At 68.5% G+C, this 16,122-nt stretch carries 17 protein-coding genes; 12 read left to right on the top strand and 5 right to left on the bottom strand.

Annotation, left to right across the window (positions count from 1 at the left end):
* Positions 1-28: 28 nt before the first annotated feature.
* Positions 29-1,099 (top strand): nucleoside hydrolase, encoded by a 1,071-nt coding sequence (locus tag ACOEQ2_RS09270; protein WP_419731078.1) that lies wholly within the window; start codon positions 29-31, stop codon positions 1,097-1,099.
* Here ACOEQ2_RS09270 and ACOEQ2_RS09265 read toward each other — a convergent pair.
* Both ACOEQ2_RS09265 and ACOEQ2_RS09260 read right to left on the bottom strand, forming a co-directional pair.
* The gene (locus ACOEQ2_RS09265; protein ID WP_419731077.1) at positions 1,045-1,410 is read right to left on the bottom strand and encodes a hypothetical protein; all 366 of its coding nucleotides are present in this window, start codon (positions 1,408-1,410) and stop codon (positions 1,045-1,047) included. The genes ACOEQ2_RS09270 and ACOEQ2_RS09265 overlap by 55 nt on opposite strands.
* A gap of 750 nt (positions 1,411-2,160) precedes the next feature.
* Positions 2,161-2,676, bottom strand: coding sequence for a transcriptional repressor (locus ACOEQ2_RS09260; RefSeq protein ID WP_419731076.1), 516 nt, complete (start codon positions 2,674-2,676; stop codon positions 2,161-2,163).
* 66 nt (positions 2,677-2,742) lie between these two features.
* Here ACOEQ2_RS09260 and ACOEQ2_RS09255 point away from each other — a divergent pair, with 66 nt between their 5' ends.
* The 3 genes from ACOEQ2_RS09255 to ACOEQ2_RS09245 are packed head-to-tail and all read left to right on the top strand — an operon-like array spanning position 2,743 to position 5,368.
* Positions 2,743-3,654 (top strand): metal ABC transporter solute-binding protein, Zn/Mn family, encoded by a 912-nt coding sequence (locus ACOEQ2_RS09255; protein WP_419731075.1) that lies wholly within the window; start codon positions 2,743-2,745, stop codon positions 3,652-3,654.
* 32 nt (positions 3,655-3,686) lie between these two features.
* Positions 3,687-4,517, top strand: coding sequence for a metal ABC transporter ATP-binding protein (locus ACOEQ2_RS09250; protein ID WP_419731074.1), 831 nt, complete (start codon positions 3,687-3,689; stop codon positions 4,515-4,517).
* Positions 4,518-4,528: 11 nt separating this feature from the next.
* Positions 4,529-5,368, top strand: a complete 840-nt coding sequence (locus ACOEQ2_RS09245) for a metal ABC transporter permease (protein WP_419731182.1) — start codon at positions 4,529-4,531, stop codon at positions 5,366-5,368.
* Here the strand turns inward: ACOEQ2_RS09245 and ACOEQ2_RS09240 are convergent.
* The 3 genes from ACOEQ2_RS09240 to ACOEQ2_RS09230 all read right to left on the bottom strand — a co-directional run bounded on the left by ACOEQ2_RS09240 (position 5,268) and on the right by ACOEQ2_RS09230 (position 8,606).
* Positions 5,268-5,549, bottom strand: a complete 282-nt coding sequence (locus tag ACOEQ2_RS09240) for a DUF3126 family protein (RefSeq protein WP_419731073.1) — start codon at positions 5,547-5,549, stop codon at positions 5,268-5,270. The two genes, ACOEQ2_RS09245 and ACOEQ2_RS09240, sit on opposite strands and share 101 nt — an antisense overlap.
* 99 nt (positions 5,550-5,648) lie before the next feature.
* Positions 5,649-8,162, bottom strand: coding sequence for a glycosyltransferase (locus tag ACOEQ2_RS09235; RefSeq protein ID WP_419731072.1), 2,514 nt, complete (start codon positions 8,160-8,162; stop codon positions 5,649-5,651).
* Between the two features lie 48 nt (positions 8,163-8,210).
* A complete protein-coding gene (locus ACOEQ2_RS09230) occupies positions 8,211-8,606 on the bottom strand; it encodes a Rid family hydrolase (protein ID WP_419731071.1) in 396 nt (131 codons plus the stop codon).
* A 157-nt stretch (positions 8,607-8,763) separates the two neighbouring features.
* On the opposite strand from ACOEQ2_RS09230, the gene ACOEQ2_RS09225 reads away from it, so the two are divergent.
* From ACOEQ2_RS09225 to ACOEQ2_RS09190, 8 genes are all read left to right on the top strand, one after another.
* Complete coding sequence (locus tag ACOEQ2_RS09225; RefSeq protein WP_419731070.1) at positions 8,764-9,249, top strand: HPr kinase/phosphorylase; 486 nt, start codon at positions 8,764-8,766, stop codon at positions 9,247-9,249.
* Positions 9,250-9,488: 239 nt separating this feature from the next.
* Positions 9,489-10,097, top strand: a complete 609-nt coding sequence (locus ACOEQ2_RS09220) for a PTS sugar transporter subunit IIA (RefSeq protein WP_419731069.1) — start codon at positions 9,489-9,491, stop codon at positions 10,095-10,097.
* A 27-nt stretch (positions 10,098-10,124) separates the two neighbouring features.
* Positions 10,125-10,418, top strand: coding sequence for an HPr family phosphocarrier protein (locus tag ACOEQ2_RS09215; protein ID WP_419731068.1), 294 nt, complete (start codon positions 10,125-10,127; stop codon positions 10,416-10,418).
* The gene (gene ptsP, locus ACOEQ2_RS09210; protein ID WP_419731067.1) at positions 10,405-12,411 is read left to right on the top strand and encodes a phosphoenolpyruvate--protein phosphotransferase; all 2,007 of its coding nucleotides are present in this window, start codon (positions 10,405-10,407) and stop codon (positions 12,409-12,411) included. Before ACOEQ2_RS09215 ends, ptsP begins: the two co-directional genes overlap by 14 nt.
* Positions 12,412-12,468: 57 nt before the next feature.
* Positions 12,469-14,043, top strand: coding sequence for a bifunctional phosphoribosylaminoimidazolecarboxamide formyltransferase/IMP cyclohydrolase (gene purH, locus ACOEQ2_RS09205; protein ID WP_419731066.1), 1,575 nt, complete (start codon positions 12,469-12,471; stop codon positions 14,041-14,043).
* Positions 14,044-14,164: 121 nt separating this feature from the next.
* On the top strand, positions 14,165-15,121 hold the full coding sequence (gene mbfA, locus ACOEQ2_RS09200; RefSeq protein ID WP_419731065.1) for an iron exporter MbfA: 957 nt from the start codon (positions 14,165-14,167) through the stop codon (positions 15,119-15,121).
* Between the two features lie 62 nt (positions 15,122-15,183).
* Positions 15,184-15,816 (top strand): LolA family protein, encoded by a 633-nt coding sequence (locus ACOEQ2_RS09195; RefSeq protein ID WP_419731064.1) that lies wholly within the window; start codon positions 15,184-15,186, stop codon positions 15,814-15,816.
* A gap of 65 nt (positions 15,817-15,881) precedes the next feature.
* A complete protein-coding gene (locus ACOEQ2_RS09190; protein WP_419731063.1) occupies positions 15,882-16,067 on the top strand; it encodes a CsbD family protein in 186 nt (61 codons plus the stop codon).
* Positions 16,068-16,122 lie beyond the last annotated feature (55 nt).

Below are 16,122 nucleotides of genomic sequence, written 5' to 3'. Positions count from 1 at the left end.
CCCTGTTCCGAACAGGCGGGGCCGAGTGATGCGCAAGGTGATCTTTGACACCGATCCCGGCGTCGACGATGCGATGGCCCTCTGCCTGCTGACCCGCCGCCCCGAGCTCGAGCTGCTCGGCGTCACCACCGTGCACGGCAACGCCGACATCGACACCGTCACCCGCAACGCCCTGCATCTGAAGCAACGCTTCGGCTTCAAGGCACCGGTGGCGAAGGGCTCCGGCGTCACCCTGCTCAACCGCCAGGGCCAGGGCGCCTCGCATGTGCATGGCCGCAACGGGCTCGGCGACATCTCCGTTGCCGACACCGACCCCACCGATCTGGACGACCGCCGCGGTCACCGCATGATGATCGACCTGGTGCGCGCGCATCCGCATGAGGTCACCATCATCGCGGTCGGCCCGCTGACCAACCTCGCCCGCGCCCTCGACAAGGATCCCGAGATCGCCCGGTTGGTCCAGGGCGTGGTGGTGATGGGTGGCGCATTCGGCATCCACGGTCACACCGGCAACGTCTCGCCGGTGGCCGAGGCGAACATCGCCAATGATCCGGAGGCTGCCGAGGCGGTGTTCACCGCAACCTGGCCGGTCACCATCATCGGCCTCGATGTCACCCAGCAGGTGGTGATGGACTCGGCCTACCTCGACTGCCTCAGGCAGGCAGGCGGCGAGGACGGCCAGTTCCTGTGGGACGTCACCCGCAGCTATCACGCGTTCCACCAACGCACCCGCCGGATCGACGGTGTCTTCGCGCATGACAGCCTGGCCGTCGCCTACGTGCTGGAGCCCGGCCTGTTCACATTGCGACGCGGCCCCGTGCGGGTCGTCTGCGGCGGCATCGCATCGGGCCAGACGATCCAGAAGCCGGAGCATTCGGCGTTCCCGCTCGGTGCGTGGGATGCCCATGCGTCACAATCGGTCGCGGTCGATGTCGATGTGGCCGGGGTGCTGGCGCTGTATGCCGGCACGTTCATCCCGTCGGGGCCGGTCTCACCGCTCGGCCTGCACCCCGCCGCTACCGTTCCGGTCTGGACACCTGGAGCTCAGACCTTGAGTGACGCATCCCGACCCCTGGCAGGGCCGCCGGTCAGCAGGTAGCAGGCACAGCCGGCACTCCGCGATGCATGCGGATCCGGCTCCAGCAGTGCCTCGATGGCGAACCGGCGCATCCTGAGCACGACGAAATCCGCCGGTCCGTCGAGGATGAAATCGAAGTCCTCCGCCAGCACCGACAGCCAATAGGCGACCCCCGGACGCTCGGTGAGGATGATCGGGTCCTGCGCGCTCACCACCAGGCCATTCTCCAGCGCGGTGTTCGCCTCGCCGCGGTTGGTCACGTGATACAGGTACGCGTCGGTCCGGTCGGTTGGACGCAGATTCCGGTGATCGACCTGCTGCAGCATCACCACCCCAGGATCGAGCTGATACGGGCCCTGCAGCTCAGGTTCCGGCTTGGGTTCAGGTTCAGGTTCCGGCTCGGGCTCGGGTTCAGGTTCCGGCTCCGGCTCGGGCTCCGGCTTGGGTTCCGAGTTGCGCGGGTCGATTGGCTCGGGCCCTGCTGATGGCTCGGGTTCTGCCACCATAGGCTCGGCCGCCGGCGGAGCCTGATCGTCTGCCTCAGGCGGCGGTTCAGGATTGGGGGAGGCTGCGCGGAACAGGTCCTCGGGCTGCGGTTCCGGTTTCGGGATCCGGCGCCGGGTGGCCGTCGCGGTTCGGCTGGCAGGCGCCGCTTGGTGCTGCGGCGGATCCGCGTCCACCGGTCCTTGTGCGGCCGGCATGACCTCCGGGAGCGGCAACTCGTGCGTCTGCAGGGCGGCCCGGCGGCTACCCGACTTCCGCACGGCATCTACCCGATGGCTCAACAGGCGGCCCAGTGAGGCGTCGGTGGGCTGCTCTGGCATGGCGGGAGCGAACTTTGCATCTGCGCCCATCATGCGCCAGTAGTGGGCCGCGGCTTCCTCCGGACCCCGGGCGCTGGTGATGCGTCGGAGCACCCGGCCATGCTGGTCCTCGATCCGGAACACAGGCCGGTTGGTGAGCGGGCTGGTCAGGCCGCATGACCGCACCCGGATCCTGCCGCTTTCGGTCGTATCGCTCGCATTCATGTTGGGCCTGGGACCTGCACAAGGCCGAGGTCTATGGGTGCCGGTGCCATCGGGTCAACCGGCCTGGCACATCGCACACAGTCCCTCGACTTCGACGGTCGATCGGGCCGGCCGGAAGCCGACGCCGGCAGCCGCGACGCCGAGTGCCGAGGCCACATCATCGTCCTCGAGTTCCACGGTCCGGCTGCAGCGCGTGCAGATCAGGAACTGTGCCGCATGGTGATGCTCATGGTCATGACCGGAATGGACGTCGTCGGGCTCCGACGCGTGCACGCAGCCGACGAAGGCGGAAAGTCGCTCCACCTTGTGCACCAGGCCCTGCTCGAGCAGGAAATCGAGCGCCCGATACACCGTCGGTGGCGCCGCACCCTTGTGCGCCGAGCGTAGCCGCTCGAGCAGGTCGTACGCGCCCACCGGCGTGTCGCTGTCCAGCACCAGCCCCAATACCTGTCGCCGCAACTCGGTCAGCCGGGATCCGCGGCTGACACAGATGCCGTCTGCCCGCTGCAGCAGGCGGTCGGTGGCTTCGGTGAAGCCGATCCGCTCCATCACGTCGCGCTTCGTCTGCATGAACGGCCTTTCCGACACCAGAGGTTATAGTATAACAGTTTCTCCGGCACGGGAGGGAACCGATCGATGGACGCAACACGCATCAGGCAGACTGCGCGTCGGTCGATCTGGCTGGCGTTCGCCCTGTGCGGCCTGAACGCTGTTTCAGCCCGTGCGGAGGCCCCGCTGCTGATCGTCGCGGCAGAAAACATGTACGGGAACCTGGCGCAGTCTCTCGGTGGCCCTCATGTGCGCGTCACCAGCATCCTCAGCAACCCCGACCAGGACCCGCATCTGTTCGAGATCAGCCCCGGCATCGCGCGGTCCGTGGCGGGTGCCGCAATCGTCGTCGCCAATGGCATCGGCTACGACCCGTGGATGACGACGCTGCTCGCGGCATCGCCGACACGGCCGGGGCAACCCGAGCGCACGGTGCTGGTGGTCGCCGACCTGATCGGGCGGCACGCGGGCGACAACCCGCATCTCTGGTACGATCCGATCACCATGCCGGCCTATGCCCACGCCCTGTCGGCGGAGCTCGCACGCCGTGATCCGGCCGACGCCGCGGATTATGGCCGCCGTCTCGACCAGGTATTGGCCGCGATCGCGCCTGTCGCCACCCGGGCGCGTGCCATGAAGGCGCGGTATGCCGGCATGCCTGTCACTGCCACGGAGCCGGTGTTCGGCGACATGGCGAGCGCGGTCGGGCTCGACATGCGCAACCAGCGCTTCCAGCTTGCAGTCATGAACGACACCGAGCCGGCTGCCTCCGACGTCGCTGCGATGGAGCAGGACCTGCGCCAGCATCGGGTACGGCTGCTGCTGACCAACAGCCAGGCCACCGACAGCGCAGCACAGCACCTGCAGACGATCGCCACGAAGGCCGGCGTGCCGATCATCGGCGTGACCGAGACCGAGCCGCCCGGCAGGGACTACACCCAATGGATGCTGGCCCAGCTGGATGCCGTCGCCGAGGCACTCGGACGGCCTGCGACATGACCCTGCCGGCCGGTCGCGCTTCTGAACCAGCCGTGGCGATTGCCGATGTCAGCCTGGTGCAGGGCGGCCGGACCGTGCTGTCGCGGATCTCGCTCGATATTGCGCCGGGCGAATTCGTCGGCGTGCTTGGCGCCAACGGGGCCGGCAAGACCACGCTGATGCGGGCGATCCTCGGCCTGTTGCGGCCGGCGCAGGGGCGGATCTCCGTGTTCGGGCAGTCAATCGGACGCGGCAATCCGCTCATCGGCTACATGCCGCAGGTGCGTGCGGCGCCGGTCGCCCGCCTGGATGGCCGCACCGTGGTCACGGCGGCCCTGGATGGACAACGCTGGGGCGTGCGGCTGCCGGGGCCGGCTGCACGCCGCGAGGTCGATCGGGTATTCGGGCTTGTGCAGGCAACGGCGTTGGCGCCTCGGCCGCTGTCAGAACTCTCCGGTGGCGAGCGCCAGCGGCTGCTGCTGGCCCAGGCGCTGCTCGGCCAGCCGAAGCTGCTGCTGCTCGACGAGCCGCTGATCAGCCTGGACCCCTCGCGTCAGGCGGAAGTCGTGGGGCTGGTGCGGGACCTGCAACGCTCGCTCGGCATCGCCGTGCTGTTCAGCGCCCACGAGCTCAATCCGTTGCTCGGCGCCCTCGATCGCGTGCTCTATCTCGGCGGCGGCCAGGCGGCGCTCGGCAGTGTCGACGAGGTCATCACCTCGGCCAGCCTGTCCCGGCTGTATGGCGCGCCGATCGAGGTGGTGCGGATCGGCGGCCGCATCTTCGTGATGTCCGGCTCGCACGATGTGGAGCGCGATGCGCATGGTCCGTGCGCCGGCCATCAGCACACCCACACGCACGACCACGCCGCGCGGGCGAGTGCCTGATGCTGTCCGGGCTGTTCAGCTACGACTTCATGGTCAATGCGTTTGCCGCCGCCACCGCGGTAGCCTTGGTGGCCGGACCGGTCGGCTTCTTCCTGGTGCTGCGCCAGCAGAGCTTTGCCGGCCACGCGCTCTCGCATGTCGGCTTCACCGGCGCCACCGGTGCGGCGCTGCTCGGGTTTCCGCCACTCTGGGGCCTGGTGGCGATGACCCTGGCGGCCGGCCTCTCGATGGGATTTCTCGGCGAGAAGGTGGCCGGACGCGACGTTGCGATCGGCATGGTGCTGGCCGCCTCGCTCGGGCTCGGGCTGCTGTTCCTGCACTTCTTCACCAGCTACGCCGCCCAGGCCACGGCGCTGCTGTTCGGCAACGTGTTCGGCGTCGACCGCGCCACGCTGCGGACGCTGATCGTGCTGGGCGCGCTGACCCTCGCCGGGCTGGCGCTGATCGGCCGGCCGCTGCTGTTCGCCAGCCTGCAACCCGAGCTGGCCGAGGCCCGCGGGGTGCGGCTACGGCTGGTCTCGGTGCTGTTCCTCGGGTTGGTCGGGCTGGCCACTGCCGGCTGCGCGCAGATCGTCGGCGTGCTGCTGGTGTTCACCCTGATGGTCGGACCGGCCGCGACAGCTCAGCGGCTGACGCGATCACTCGGCGCTGGGCTCGCCGTGTCGGCGCTGCTGGCGCTCGCCGAGGCATGGGGCGGCATCCTGCTCGCCTGGACCACCGACTGGCCGGCGAGCTTCTGGATCACTGCCCTCAGCGGCGGGATGTACCTGCTGTCTTGCCTGCCGGGGCTGCTGCCTTGGCGGGTGCGGAACCCGCGGCTGCAGGCGCCAGGTCCTCTTCCAGCACCGTGATGATGATCGAGAACGACACTTCGCCCTCGTCCTCGTCGCGATGCACGGTGCCGATCACTTCCTTGTCGATCGCCAGCTCGATCGTCGCGCCCTTGCGCGGCGGTGCCACCACGTTGACCTTGTCCGAGCCGAACAGCTTGCGCAGATAGGTCTGCACCCGCGCGATATCCGAGCTTTCCATGGAAGCGTCCTTTCGATGATCGAGGCCCTGCGGGCTCGTCCCGGGCGGGTGATAGGGTATTACCGCTTTCGATGAAATCCGCGTCTTCGGTCTGGCTCGTCAAACCTGTCCGGATGGCTCCAACGCTGCGAACAGGCTTGCCGCCAGTGCCGCACGGGAAAAATGGCGTTCTGCATAGGCCACCTGCAGCGCGGACTGGCTGCTCCAGGAGCGGTCGTCGCGCAGCAACGTGACCACCGAGTTTGCAAGTGCGGCCGCCTGGTCGTTCACCGGCACCAGCTCGGACAGCCCCGGAACGCCCTCCGCGCCGATCGGGGTCGTGACCAACGGCACACCCTGTTGCAACGCCTCGACCACCTTGCCCTTGACCCCGGCACCGGCGCGAAGCGGCACGATGGCCACCCGGGCCCGCTTGTAGAGTGCCGCCAGCTCGGGCTCGTCCAGGCTGCCGGTCACGGTGATGCGGTCGCCATCGGCCAGAGCCCGTACGGCGGCGGTCGGGTGAGACCCCGCCAGCACCAGGATCGCCGCCGGAATCTCTGCCCGGACCAGCGGCAGGATCGACGTCACCAGCCACTGTGCCGCGTCGATGTTGGGAGGGTGCGCGAAGCCAGCGACGAACAGGATCAGCAGTTCGGCCGGCGGCGCGCCCCGGGTCCGGAAGCGGTTGTAGCTGAATCCCACGACGGCCCGCACCACAGCATCCGGGCACTGCTCCCGCACCATCGCCGCCTCGGTCTCGGACAAGTACAGGAGCACGTCGAACAGCCCCCAGAGCCGGCGTTCGAGCCTGGCCATCTCCGCCGCCGCGGCGGCAAGTGCCGCATCACCCGTCAGTGCCGCCTGCCGCTGCATCCGCACATGGTGGATGTCGTGGCCGTAGAAGCTGAGGTGGGCGCGGGTGTAGCGCATCAGGTCGGACACGAACTCGACGGCGACGGTCGGCCGCATCGTCATCACGTGGTCCAGCTCGGCGCCGTTGCCGATCAGCCAGTCGGCGAAGCCCATCGGCAGCCGATGATCCAGCACCTCGATCCCGATGCTTTCCAGCCGGTGGGTGTAGTCGTTGTGCGACCGGTTCTGTGGCCAGAATTTCACCACCCAGCCGGCATCGCGCAGCGCGTTGAGGATGCCCATGGTCGAGCGCGAGCCGGCGTCACGGTCGGGCTCGGGGACGTAGTGGTCGATGACCAGGATGGTACGCCGCCCCTTTGCGTGCTCGCGGGCACGCATCACGTCGGTTCCGGACGGGAAATGCTCGGCCGCCAGCAGCTTCGGCCAGCGCGCCAGCATGAGGTGCCGGTTCACCTCCTGGCGCGCCTTGATGCCGCTGGTGATGTCGGTGCCGTGCGACAGCCCCTCGTGATGCACCACCACGCTGGCCGGCTGGTACATCACCCGCAGGCCCCGCGCGCGGATCCGGAAGGCGAGGTCGGTGTCCTCGTAATAGGCCGGCGCAAACAGCGGATCGAAGCCTCCGAGCGTTTCGAACAGATCCCGTCGGAGCAGGATCGAGGCGCCGGACACGTAATCGGTGTCGCGCACGGTGTTGTATTGCGGCCGCGAGGGGTCGTCGCCGCGACCGAAGTTCCACCCCGTCGCGTCCTGCCAGACGATGCCGCCGGCCTCCTGCAGCGTGCCGTCGGGGAACAGCAGCTTCGAGCCGACCAGCCCCGCGTCCGGCATCGCCTCGGCCAGCCTGACCAGCGCGTCGAGGAAGCCCGGCAGTGGCTCGGTGTCGTTGTTCAGGAACAGCAGGTAGCGGCCGCGGGCCAGCAGGGCGGCCTCGTTGCAGTTGTGCAGGAAGCCCAGGTTTGTCGCGTTGCAGACCAGGCGCAGGCCGCCGACCTGTTCCAGCCGAACCACCTCCGCATCGCCGGATGCATCCTCGGCGACGATCACCTCGAACGGGGTTTCGGTTTCTGACCCGGCGATCGCGCGCAGGCAGCGCAGCGTGGCCGCCACCTGGCCGTAGCTCGGGACGATCACCGAGACCAGCGGATCGGCCGCCGTCGGCAACTGAAGTGGCGGGTCAGTCGGGGGCTGGGGATCAGGCGCCGGGTCCGTCGGGTGCCGTGGATCAGGCGCCGGGTCCAACCCTGGTATCGGGGGCGGCACCGGGGCGGGTGCCACAGGATCCGCTCGCGCACGTTCGCCGGTAATCGACCGTGCCCGCATCCGGGCCGGCCACTGCAGCGTCAGCGTCCACCAGACCGCCTTGAGCGCACGCCGCCCGTTGCGTGCAACGCCGGGCCGTCGGCCCAGCACGTGTCGCAACGGTTCTGGCGCACGCCAGATCGTACTCGACTGGTGGGCGGCCAGCAGTTGCCGCAACAGGACGATATCGGCATCAAGCTGGGCAATCTGGGGCGCGATCGGCTCCAGCTCCAGCTCCAGCTCCGGCTCCGGCTCCGGCATCGGGTCCGGCGCCGGGATGGGCGTTGCAGATCGGTCGAGCAGCGCGCGGTGCTCCGCCTGCAGCCGGTGCAGCGAGGCACGCAGATCGGCCTGCATCAGCCCCGCGCGAACCAGGGAGAACCGCAACGCTGCCAGCTCGGCCGCGTCGTCCTCTTCGGGGCCTGTATCGCCTGTAGGTCGCTCCGGCAGCTGCACTGTCCTGCATCCTTCCGGCGGGAGCAGTCGGGCCGGCGGCGATCCGGCTCAGCTCGGCGGGGTTGGCCCGCGCGCGATCAGTTCGAGCTCGATCTTGACGTCGGGGGTATCGAAGCCGTCGACAAGGCGCAAGGTCAACGCCGGCCGGGAATCACCGAACGCATCGCGCAACAGCGGGAAGCAGGCGGGGAATGCATCCGCATCGTGCACAAGATAAACCACCCTGACGACGTCGCTCATCGAGAGCCCGGCCGCCTCGAGCGAATGCGCCCCGTTCATCAGGGCGTGACGACACTGCTCCGACAGACGCCGCGGGAAGCCGCCATGCCGCCTGTCGAACCCGGTGACGCGGCGGACGCGCACTTCCTGCCGACCGTTCACCGGTCGGTTCTCGATCCGCGACAGAGGCGAGGGCTCGAGATCGTGAAGCTGCGTCCTTGTCATCACCGACATCATGGCTGCTCCAAATCAGACCGCTTCACCAGCACGGCTGCTCACGAATGCGTCATTCTCCGCCACACTTCAATCCAATATTCATGTTTTGGAGATATTTATGAACAGGATCGCATCTCGTGAAGCTGAGCTGCATCCGGGAGATGCGATGGGTGTCCCTGCTGGACCGGCCGTCATCACGCTGCATGGCAGCTGCGGTGTCCTGAGGGACCAGGCGGTCCTGTTGCTGGGTCGGCCAGGATCCGGGAAGTCCGACCTCCTGCTGCGGCTGATCGATCGCGGGTTCTCGCTCGTCGCCGACGATCAGGTCACCATCCGGGAGGGATTGGCCACTCCGCCGCCATCGCTGGCCGGCCTGGTCGAGGTGCGCGGGCTGGGGCTGCTCCGGATCGCTCACACGGCCCCTGCAGGGCTGGTTCTGGTGTTGGCACTCGACGACCAGGCTGCAGCGGAGGCGTTGCCCGGTCCGATTGCGGACGCTGACGATCGACGGATGCCGTGGCCACGCCGTCATCGGCGTCTCGGGTTGCCGATGCTGCGGATCGACCCGTTCCAGGCCTCGGCACCGCTCAAGGTCGAAATCGCCCTCGATTGCCTGGCCGGTCGGCGCGTGCTGCCGATCAGTGGACTGTGAAGTGGGCTCCCGAAGCGGCTGCGTTTTTTGCGTAGCAGACACTCGCCTGAAACATGACTAGATGGTAAGGAATCGCTCTCAAGTCGTTATGGCGCACCACATTCCAATCAGACGACACCGGCCTCTCCAGCCCGCTGTAACCCGGCAGTCGCCGAATGTTGCCGTCTTGCTCAACGAACCGTTCATGGACAGCCGTGTAGAGTTGCTGCGTATGAGTGGCGAACTGCCTGGATGGGACCTTGGGGCCGATTGCCTGGCAAGGTGTGCCGTCAACCGAATGGAGCGAGCTTGAGCCGCGACTGGTCGATCATTCCGATGAATTCCCGTCTGGCTCGACAAGGCAGACCCGCATGATCGGCCTGGTGCTCATCACCCATGGTGAGATCGGCCCGTCGCTGCGCTCCGCCATGGAGCACGTCGTCGGCCCGCAGCAGCAGATCGCCGCGCTGTCGATCGGGGCCGACGATGACATCCAGGCGCGTCGTCGTGACCTGGAGTCCGCTATCGTCGCGGTGGATCACGGCGATGGCGTGATCCTGCTCACCGACATGTTCGGCAGCACGCCGTCCAACCTGGCAATCGCGATGCTGGGCCGCCCTGACCTCGAGGTGATCGCCGGCGTCAACCTGCCGATGCTGGTCAAGCTCGCCAAGATCCGCTCGAACCGTACTCTCGACGAGTGCATCGAGATCGCCGAGACCGCCGGTCGGAAATATATTTCTGCTGCCTCGCATTTGCCCAAGACCTGTCTTGGCGGCGCCGTGTGCTGCCAGATGTCATCGGCGGCCCCGTCGGAGACGGACATCGAGATCCCACGGATGCGGCGCCCCGAGCCGGTCCTCGGATAGGCGTCCGCCATCCCGGAACCCTCGGCCATGCCAGTCGAGCCGAACCGGCTGACCCGCATCGTCACGATCGTGAACCTGCGCGGGCTGCATGCCCGGGCCGCCGCGCGCTTCGTCGTGATGGCCGAGCGCTTCAACACCCCGGTCGAGGTGTCGCGTGATGGCGAGATGGTCTCCGCCCGCTCGATCATGGGGCTGATGATGCTCGGCGCCGGCCGCGGTGCGCAGATCACCCTGCATGCCGAGGCGGACGGCTGGGATGCGCAGGAAGCCCTGGACGCGCTGGCCGGCCTGGTCGAGGCTGGCTTCGATGAGCAGGACTGACGGCACCGGCAAAGGCGGCGACAGGGCTCGCTCTCGGGCAGCTCCCCGCCCGCGTGCGAAGCGGGACAATCCCCCGGGCCCGCAATCCTCGACCGTTCCGCCCGCCAGCGACCAGTCTGCCAGCGACAGCGGCAATGCCACGTCCTGGACGCCCGGGGCGGAGCTGCGCTTCCGGGGCCAGGGCATCTTTCCGGGGATCGCCATTGGCCCGGTCGCCTTCGCCGCCGAAGCGCCGGCCGTCGTCGCGTCCCGCACCTTGCGTCCTGCCGAGATCCCCGCCGAGACGGTGCGGCTGGACGAGGCGGTGCAACGTTCGCTGCGCCAGCTCGAGAAGCTTCGCGGCCGCCTGGCCTTCCTGTCGGAGGAGAGCCAGGCCGAGATCGCCCCGCTGCTCGATGTCTATCGGCAGATGCTTGGCCCCTCCCGCCTGATGCGCAACGCCATCAGGCGGATCGAGCAGGACAGGCTGAATGCCGAGGCTGCGGTGATGATGGAGGCCGAGGCGCTGGCACAGCTGCTGGCACCGCCGGCGGCCAGGATCGTGGCCGGCGACGCCACCAACGGCACCTCGCAACACAATGCGGCACTCGCCCCGGGGGCCGATGGCGAGGAGGCCGCGGCTGCACTCCGGCGCGCCGAGGAGGTGCGCGAGATCGGTCGCCGGCTGATCCGCAACCTGACGCGCGCCCCATTCCGTTCGTTCGCCAAGCTGCCGGCCGGTGCGGTGCTGGTGACCGAGCAGCTGCGGCCGTCGGATGCCGCCTTGATCGATCCCACCCGGGTCGCCGCGGTGGTGATGGACGATGGCGGCACCTCGGATCATACCGCCATCATGTTGCGCGCGCTGGGCATCCCGGCGGTGCTGGGTGTGGCTGGTGCAACCGCGAAGGCGCAGGCCGGCTCCCAGGCAGTGGTCGATGGCGGCGCCGGGTTGGTCACCCTCGATCCCAGCGACGCCACCCTGCAGGCCGCACAACGCGACGTCGTGGCCTATGCCCGCGAGCGCCAGCGGCTGGCCAGGCTGCGGCGGCTGCCGGCCAGGCTGAGTGGCGGCGAGGCGGTCGAGCTGCAGGCGAACCTCGAGCTGCCGGCGGAGCTGCCGCTGATCGCCCAGGCGGGAGCTGCCGGGATCGGCCTGCTGCGCACCGAGTTCCTGTTCATCAACGCCGAGCGGATGCCCGGCGAGGCCGAGCAGGCGGAGATCTACCGCGGCGTGGTCGCGGCGATGGGCGGCGACTGCACCACCATCCGGTTGCTCGACTGGGGTGGCGAGAAGCAGAGCGAGGCCTTGAGTGCGGCCGGTGTCTTTACCGGGGGCAACGATCTCAATCCGGCGCTGGGTCTGCGCGGCCTGCGTCTGCTGCTGCAGCATCCGGAGGTCATGGAGACGCAGCTCGCGGCGATCCTCAGGGTGGCGCGCGACGGTGCGGTTCGCATCCTGCTGCCGATGGTGACGACCGCGTCCGAGTTGCGCGCCGCCCGCGAGATCTATGACCGGGTGGTCCGCCGCCTGCGTCGCCGGAGCGTTCGCCTGCCCGACAAGCTGCCGCCACTGGGTGTGATGATCGAGACCCCGGCTGCGGCTCTCGGCGCCGAGACACTGGCGCTGGAGGCTGAGTTCCTGGCGATCGGCACCAACGACCTCACCATGTACACGCTGGCGGTGGATCGCGCCTCAAGCCACGTCGCCGGGCTCTACGATCCGCTGCATCCGGCGGTGCTGCACCTGATCGGCCATGCCACCGACGCCGGCTTGCGGCTGCGCCGGCCGGTATCGCTCTGCGGCGAGATCGCCGGCAACCCGCTGGTGGTGCCGTTGCTGATGGGGATGGGCCTGCGCTCGTTCAGCATGAACGCCTCGGCGATCCCGCGCGTGAAGCAGGTCGTGCGGCAGGCCTCGCTCGATGAATGCCGCAGGCTTGCGCGCCGGGTGATGGAGGAGAGCGACCCGCCGGAGGTGGCGCGGCTTCTCACCGAGTTCGCCGCGCGATAAAGCCGGGGCCGCGGGCCGGATCGTCCCGTGTTCGAGACCGCGATAGGACCTGCCGTCATGACCTCCGACATCCTGCCGATCCGCCGCGCGCTGCTGTCCGTGTCCGACAAGACCGGCCTGGTCGAGCTGGCGCAGGCACTAGCGGCGCATGGCGCGGAACTGCTCTCCACCGGCGGCTCGGCGCAGGCGTTGCGCGCGGCCGGACTTACGGTGATCGACGTGTCCGAGCATACCGGCTTCCCCGAGATCCTGGATGGCCGGGTCAAGACGCTGGTGCCGCAGATCCATGGCGGCATCCTTGGGCGGCGTGACCTGCCGGAACATCTGGCGCAGATGGCCGAACATTCGATCGCGCCGATCGACCTAGTGTGCGTCAATCTGTACCCGTTCGAGGCGACAGTGGCGGCCGGCGCGGCACCCGACGACTGCATCGAGAACATCGATATCGGCGGCCCGGCCCTGATCCGCGCAGCCGCCAAGAACCACGCCCATGTGGCTGTGCTGACCACCCCCGCCCAGTACGGCTCGCTGATCGACAGCCTCAAGACGTTGCGCGGCACGACCGTGGCGGATCGTCGTGCCTGGGCTGGTGCCGCGTATGCGCGCACCGCGGCGTACGATGCGGCGATCGCGAAGTGGTTCAGCGACGAGCGCGGCGACCTGCTGCCGGCCTCGCTCGCGATCGTCGGCCAGCGCGCCGAGGCGTTGCGGTATGGCGAGAACCCGCACCAGCAGGCGGCCTTCTACACCGACGGCAGCGCGCGTCCGGGCCTTGCCACCGCCCGGCAGGTGCAGGGCAAGTCGCTGTCGTACAACAACCTGAACGACACCGACGCGGCGTTCGAGGCGGTTGCCGAATTCGGCGCGCCGGCGGTGGTGATCGTGAAGCACGCCAATCCCTGCGGTGTGGCCGTGGGTGCCGACCTCGCCGCGGCGTGGGAGCTGGCGCTGCGCTGCGACCCGGTGTCGGCGTTCGGCGGCATCGTCGCGGTCAATCGCACGCTCGACGAGGCGGCGGCGACACTGATCGCCAAGCTGTTCACCGAGGTCGTCGTCGCCCCAGATGCCACCGAGGGCGCGCGGGCCGTGCTGGCGGCGAAAAAGAACCTGCGGCTGCTGCTGACCGGCGGGATGCCGGACCCGCTGGCCGGCGGGCTGATGCTGAAGAGCGTGGCGGGCGGCTTCCTGGCGCAGACCCGCGACAACGGTCGCGCCGACAGCCTCAAGCTGGTGACCCAGCGTGCGCCGACCGAAGCCGAGTTGGCTGACCTGATCGTCGCTTTCCGCGTGGCCAAGCACGTGAAGTCGAACGCCATCGTCTATGTGAAGGATGGCGCCACGGTTGGCATCGGGGCCGGCCAGATGAGCCGGGTGGATTCCGCACGCATCGCCGCAGCGAAAAGCCTGGAGGCAGCCAGGGCGGCTGGTCTCGACGGGCGGCTCACCGAAGGCAGCGTCGTGGCCTCGGATGCGTTCTTCCCGTTTGCCGATGGGCTGGAGGTGGCGATCGAGGCCGGCGCCACTGCGGTAATCCAGCCGGGCGGCTCGATCCGCGACGCCGAGATCATTGCGGCAGCGGACAAGGCTGGCGTGGCGATGCTGTTCACCGGGATGCGCCATTTCCGTCACTGACCAGACTCGCCGCAATCGAGAACAAGTCGCAAAAGCAAAGCCACAGTCATGGAAGCGCGAGGCATTTGCAGCTTCTTTTCTTTGACTTGAAAATTTCCGGGACAGCGGCGAATACTCTGACATGCGTAAATTCACCGACCTCACCCAGGCCGAAATCCTTGCCTTGGCAATCGCCAACGAGGAGGAGGACGGCCGCATCTATGCGGACTTCGCGCATCAGCTGCGGGACAACTTTCCAGACAGCGCCGGCATCTTTTCCGAGATGGCGAACGAGGAGCAGGACCACCGGCGTCGCCTGATCGACCTGTATGCGGAGCGCTTCGGCAATCATATTCCGCTGGTGCGCCGCCAGGACGTCGCCGGCTTCGCACAGCGTCGCGCCCCGTGGCAGGTGCAACATTCCGGGATCGACACCATCCGGCGCCACGCACGGCAGATGGAACTCGATGCCGCCCGCTTCTACCGGCAGGCCGCCACCCGGACGTCCGATCCGGCGATCCGCAAGTTGCTGGGTGATCTGGCCGAGGCCGAGGACGCCCACGAGCAGGCGGCCGGCGCGATCGAGCTGAAGCTGCTGCCGGCCAGCAAGCGCGAGACCGAGGACGACCACGCGCGTCGCCGGTTCGTGCTGCAGGTGGTGCAGCCGGGCCTGGTCGGGCTGATGGACGGGTCGGTGTCGACGCTGGCGCCGGTGTTCGCTGCGGCATTTGCCACGCATCTGCCGTGGAATGCCTTCCTGGTCGGCATGGCGGCGTCGGTCGGCGCCGGCATCTCGATGGGGTTTGCCGAAGCGGCGTCGGATGACGGCGTGCTGTCCGGGCGCGGCGCACCGCTGCTGCGCGGCCTGATCTGCGGGCTGATGACCACGCTCGGCGGCATCGGCCACACCCTGCCGTTCCTGATCAACGATTTCAGGGTGGCGCTGGTGGTGGCGGCCATCGTCGTGGTGATCGAGCTGGCGATCATCTCGTGGATCCGCTGGCGCTACCAGGACACGCCGTTCCTGTCGGCGGCGATCCAGATCATGTTCGGTGGCGGCCTGGTCTTCGCCGCCGGGGTGTTGATCGGCTCCTCCTGAGGGGTCGACCGCGCGTTCCGCCCCCTTCGCGCAGCCCCTCGCGGCAGGATAGGATGCGGATCATGCGCCGCGCCCTGATCCCACTCCTGCTGCTGGTCCCCCTCATCCCCGGAGTGCCGGCGGCACGTGCCCAGAATGCGCCAGATGGTGCGACCTCGGTGCAGCTGACCCCCGCCGATCAGGGCTGGATCGGGCGCATCCAGGACACGCTGAACGGGATCACCACGCTGAAGGCGCGGTTCCAGCAGATCGCCCCGGATGGCCGCCGCACCACGGGCACCGTCTGGCTCGACCGTCCCGGCCGCATGCGCTTCGAGTACGACAAGCCGAGCCCGCTGCTGCTGGTGGCGGGTGCCGGGCGGATGGTGTTCACCGACAGCCAGCTGGGCCAGACCACCGAGATCCCGCTCGAGAAGACGCCGGTCGGGCTGCTGCTGCGACCGAACCTGAGCCTCGCCGGCGACGTGACGATCACCGGTTTCAACCACGCGAACGGTTTGCTGCAGGTGGCGCTGGTCCGCACCGCGACCCCCGGCGACGGCAGCCTGACGGTCGTACTCACGGACAATCCGGTCGCCCTGAAGGGGTGGAGCGTCATCGACGCGCAGGGGCGGGAAACCCATGTCGACCTGTTCGACATCACCACCGGGCTCGCCGTTCCGCAGAGCCTGTTCGAGACCAAGGTCGAGCAGTGAGCGGCAGGAACGAAACTTGGCCCGGCTCGTTGCTGCCTTTGGGCATCGGCCCAGGGAGAGAAAAAATGGTGGACAAGGATCGCACTGCCGGCGTGGGACATCAGGTCAAGGGCTCGATCAAGGAAGCCGCCGGCAAGGTCACCGGCAACGACCGCCTCACTGCCGAAGGCAAGGCCGAGAAGGCCGGCGGCAAGGTTCAGGAAGGTGTCGGCAAGGGCAAGGATGCCATTCGCGATATCGTCAAGGACTGATCAGGATCGCAACTCATGGCGCGCCCGGACCGGGCGCGCCATGTTCTGTCCGCAG

It is taken from the genome of Lichenicola sp. (assembly GCF_965198575.1).
Taxonomy (GTDB): domain Bacteria; phylum Pseudomonadota; class Alphaproteobacteria; order Acetobacterales; family Acetobacteraceae; genus Lichenicola.
The sequence above is the reverse complement of the archived record's forward strand: the minus strand, read 5'-3'. Positions and strand labels throughout refer to the sequence as shown.

Bases quoted from the DNA above. Each gene is read 5' to 3' on its own strand.
- ACOEQ2_RS09270 (WP_419731078.1), top strand. From the start codon at position 29: ATGCGCAAGGTGATCTTTGACACCGATCCCGGCGTCGACGATGCGATG.
- ACOEQ2_RS09260 (WP_419731076.1), bottom strand. From the start codon at position 2,676: ATGCAGACGAAGCGCGACGTGATGGAGCGGATCGGCTTCACCGAAGCC.
- ACOEQ2_RS09255 (WP_419731075.1), top strand. From the start codon at position 2,743: ATGGACGCAACACGCATCAGGCAGACTGCGCGTCGGTCGATCTGGCTG.
- ACOEQ2_RS09240 (WP_419731073.1), bottom strand. From the start codon at position 5,549: ATGGAAAGCTCGGATATCGCGCGGGTGCAGACCTATCTGCGCAAGCTG.
- ACOEQ2_RS09230 (WP_419731071.1), bottom strand. From the start codon at position 8,606: ATGACAAGGACGCAGCTTCACGATCTCGAGCCCTCGCCTCTGTCGCGG.
- ACOEQ2_RS09225 (WP_419731070.1), top strand. From the start codon at position 8,764: ATGGGTGTCCCTGCTGGACCGGCCGTCATCACGCTGCATGGCAGCTGC.
- ACOEQ2_RS09215 (WP_419731068.1), top strand. From the start codon at position 10,125: ATGCCAGTCGAGCCGAACCGGCTGACCCGCATCGTCACGATCGTGAAC.
- ptsP (WP_419731067.1), top strand. From the start codon at position 10,405: ATGAGCAGGACTGACGGCACCGGCAAAGGCGGCGACAGGGCTCGCTCT.
- purH (WP_419731066.1), top strand. From the start codon at position 12,469: ATGACCTCCGACATCCTGCCGATCCGCCGCGCGCTGCTGTCCGTGTCC.
- mbfA (WP_419731065.1), top strand. From the start codon at position 14,165: ATGCGTAAATTCACCGACCTCACCCAGGCCGAAATCCTTGCCTTGGCA.
- ACOEQ2_RS09195 (WP_419731064.1), top strand. From the start codon at position 15,184: ATGCGCCGCGCCCTGATCCCACTCCTGCTGCTGGTCCCCCTCATCCCC.
- ACOEQ2_RS09190 (WP_419731063.1), top strand. From the start codon at position 15,882: ATGGTGGACAAGGATCGCACTGCCGGCGTGGGACATCAGGTCAAGGGC.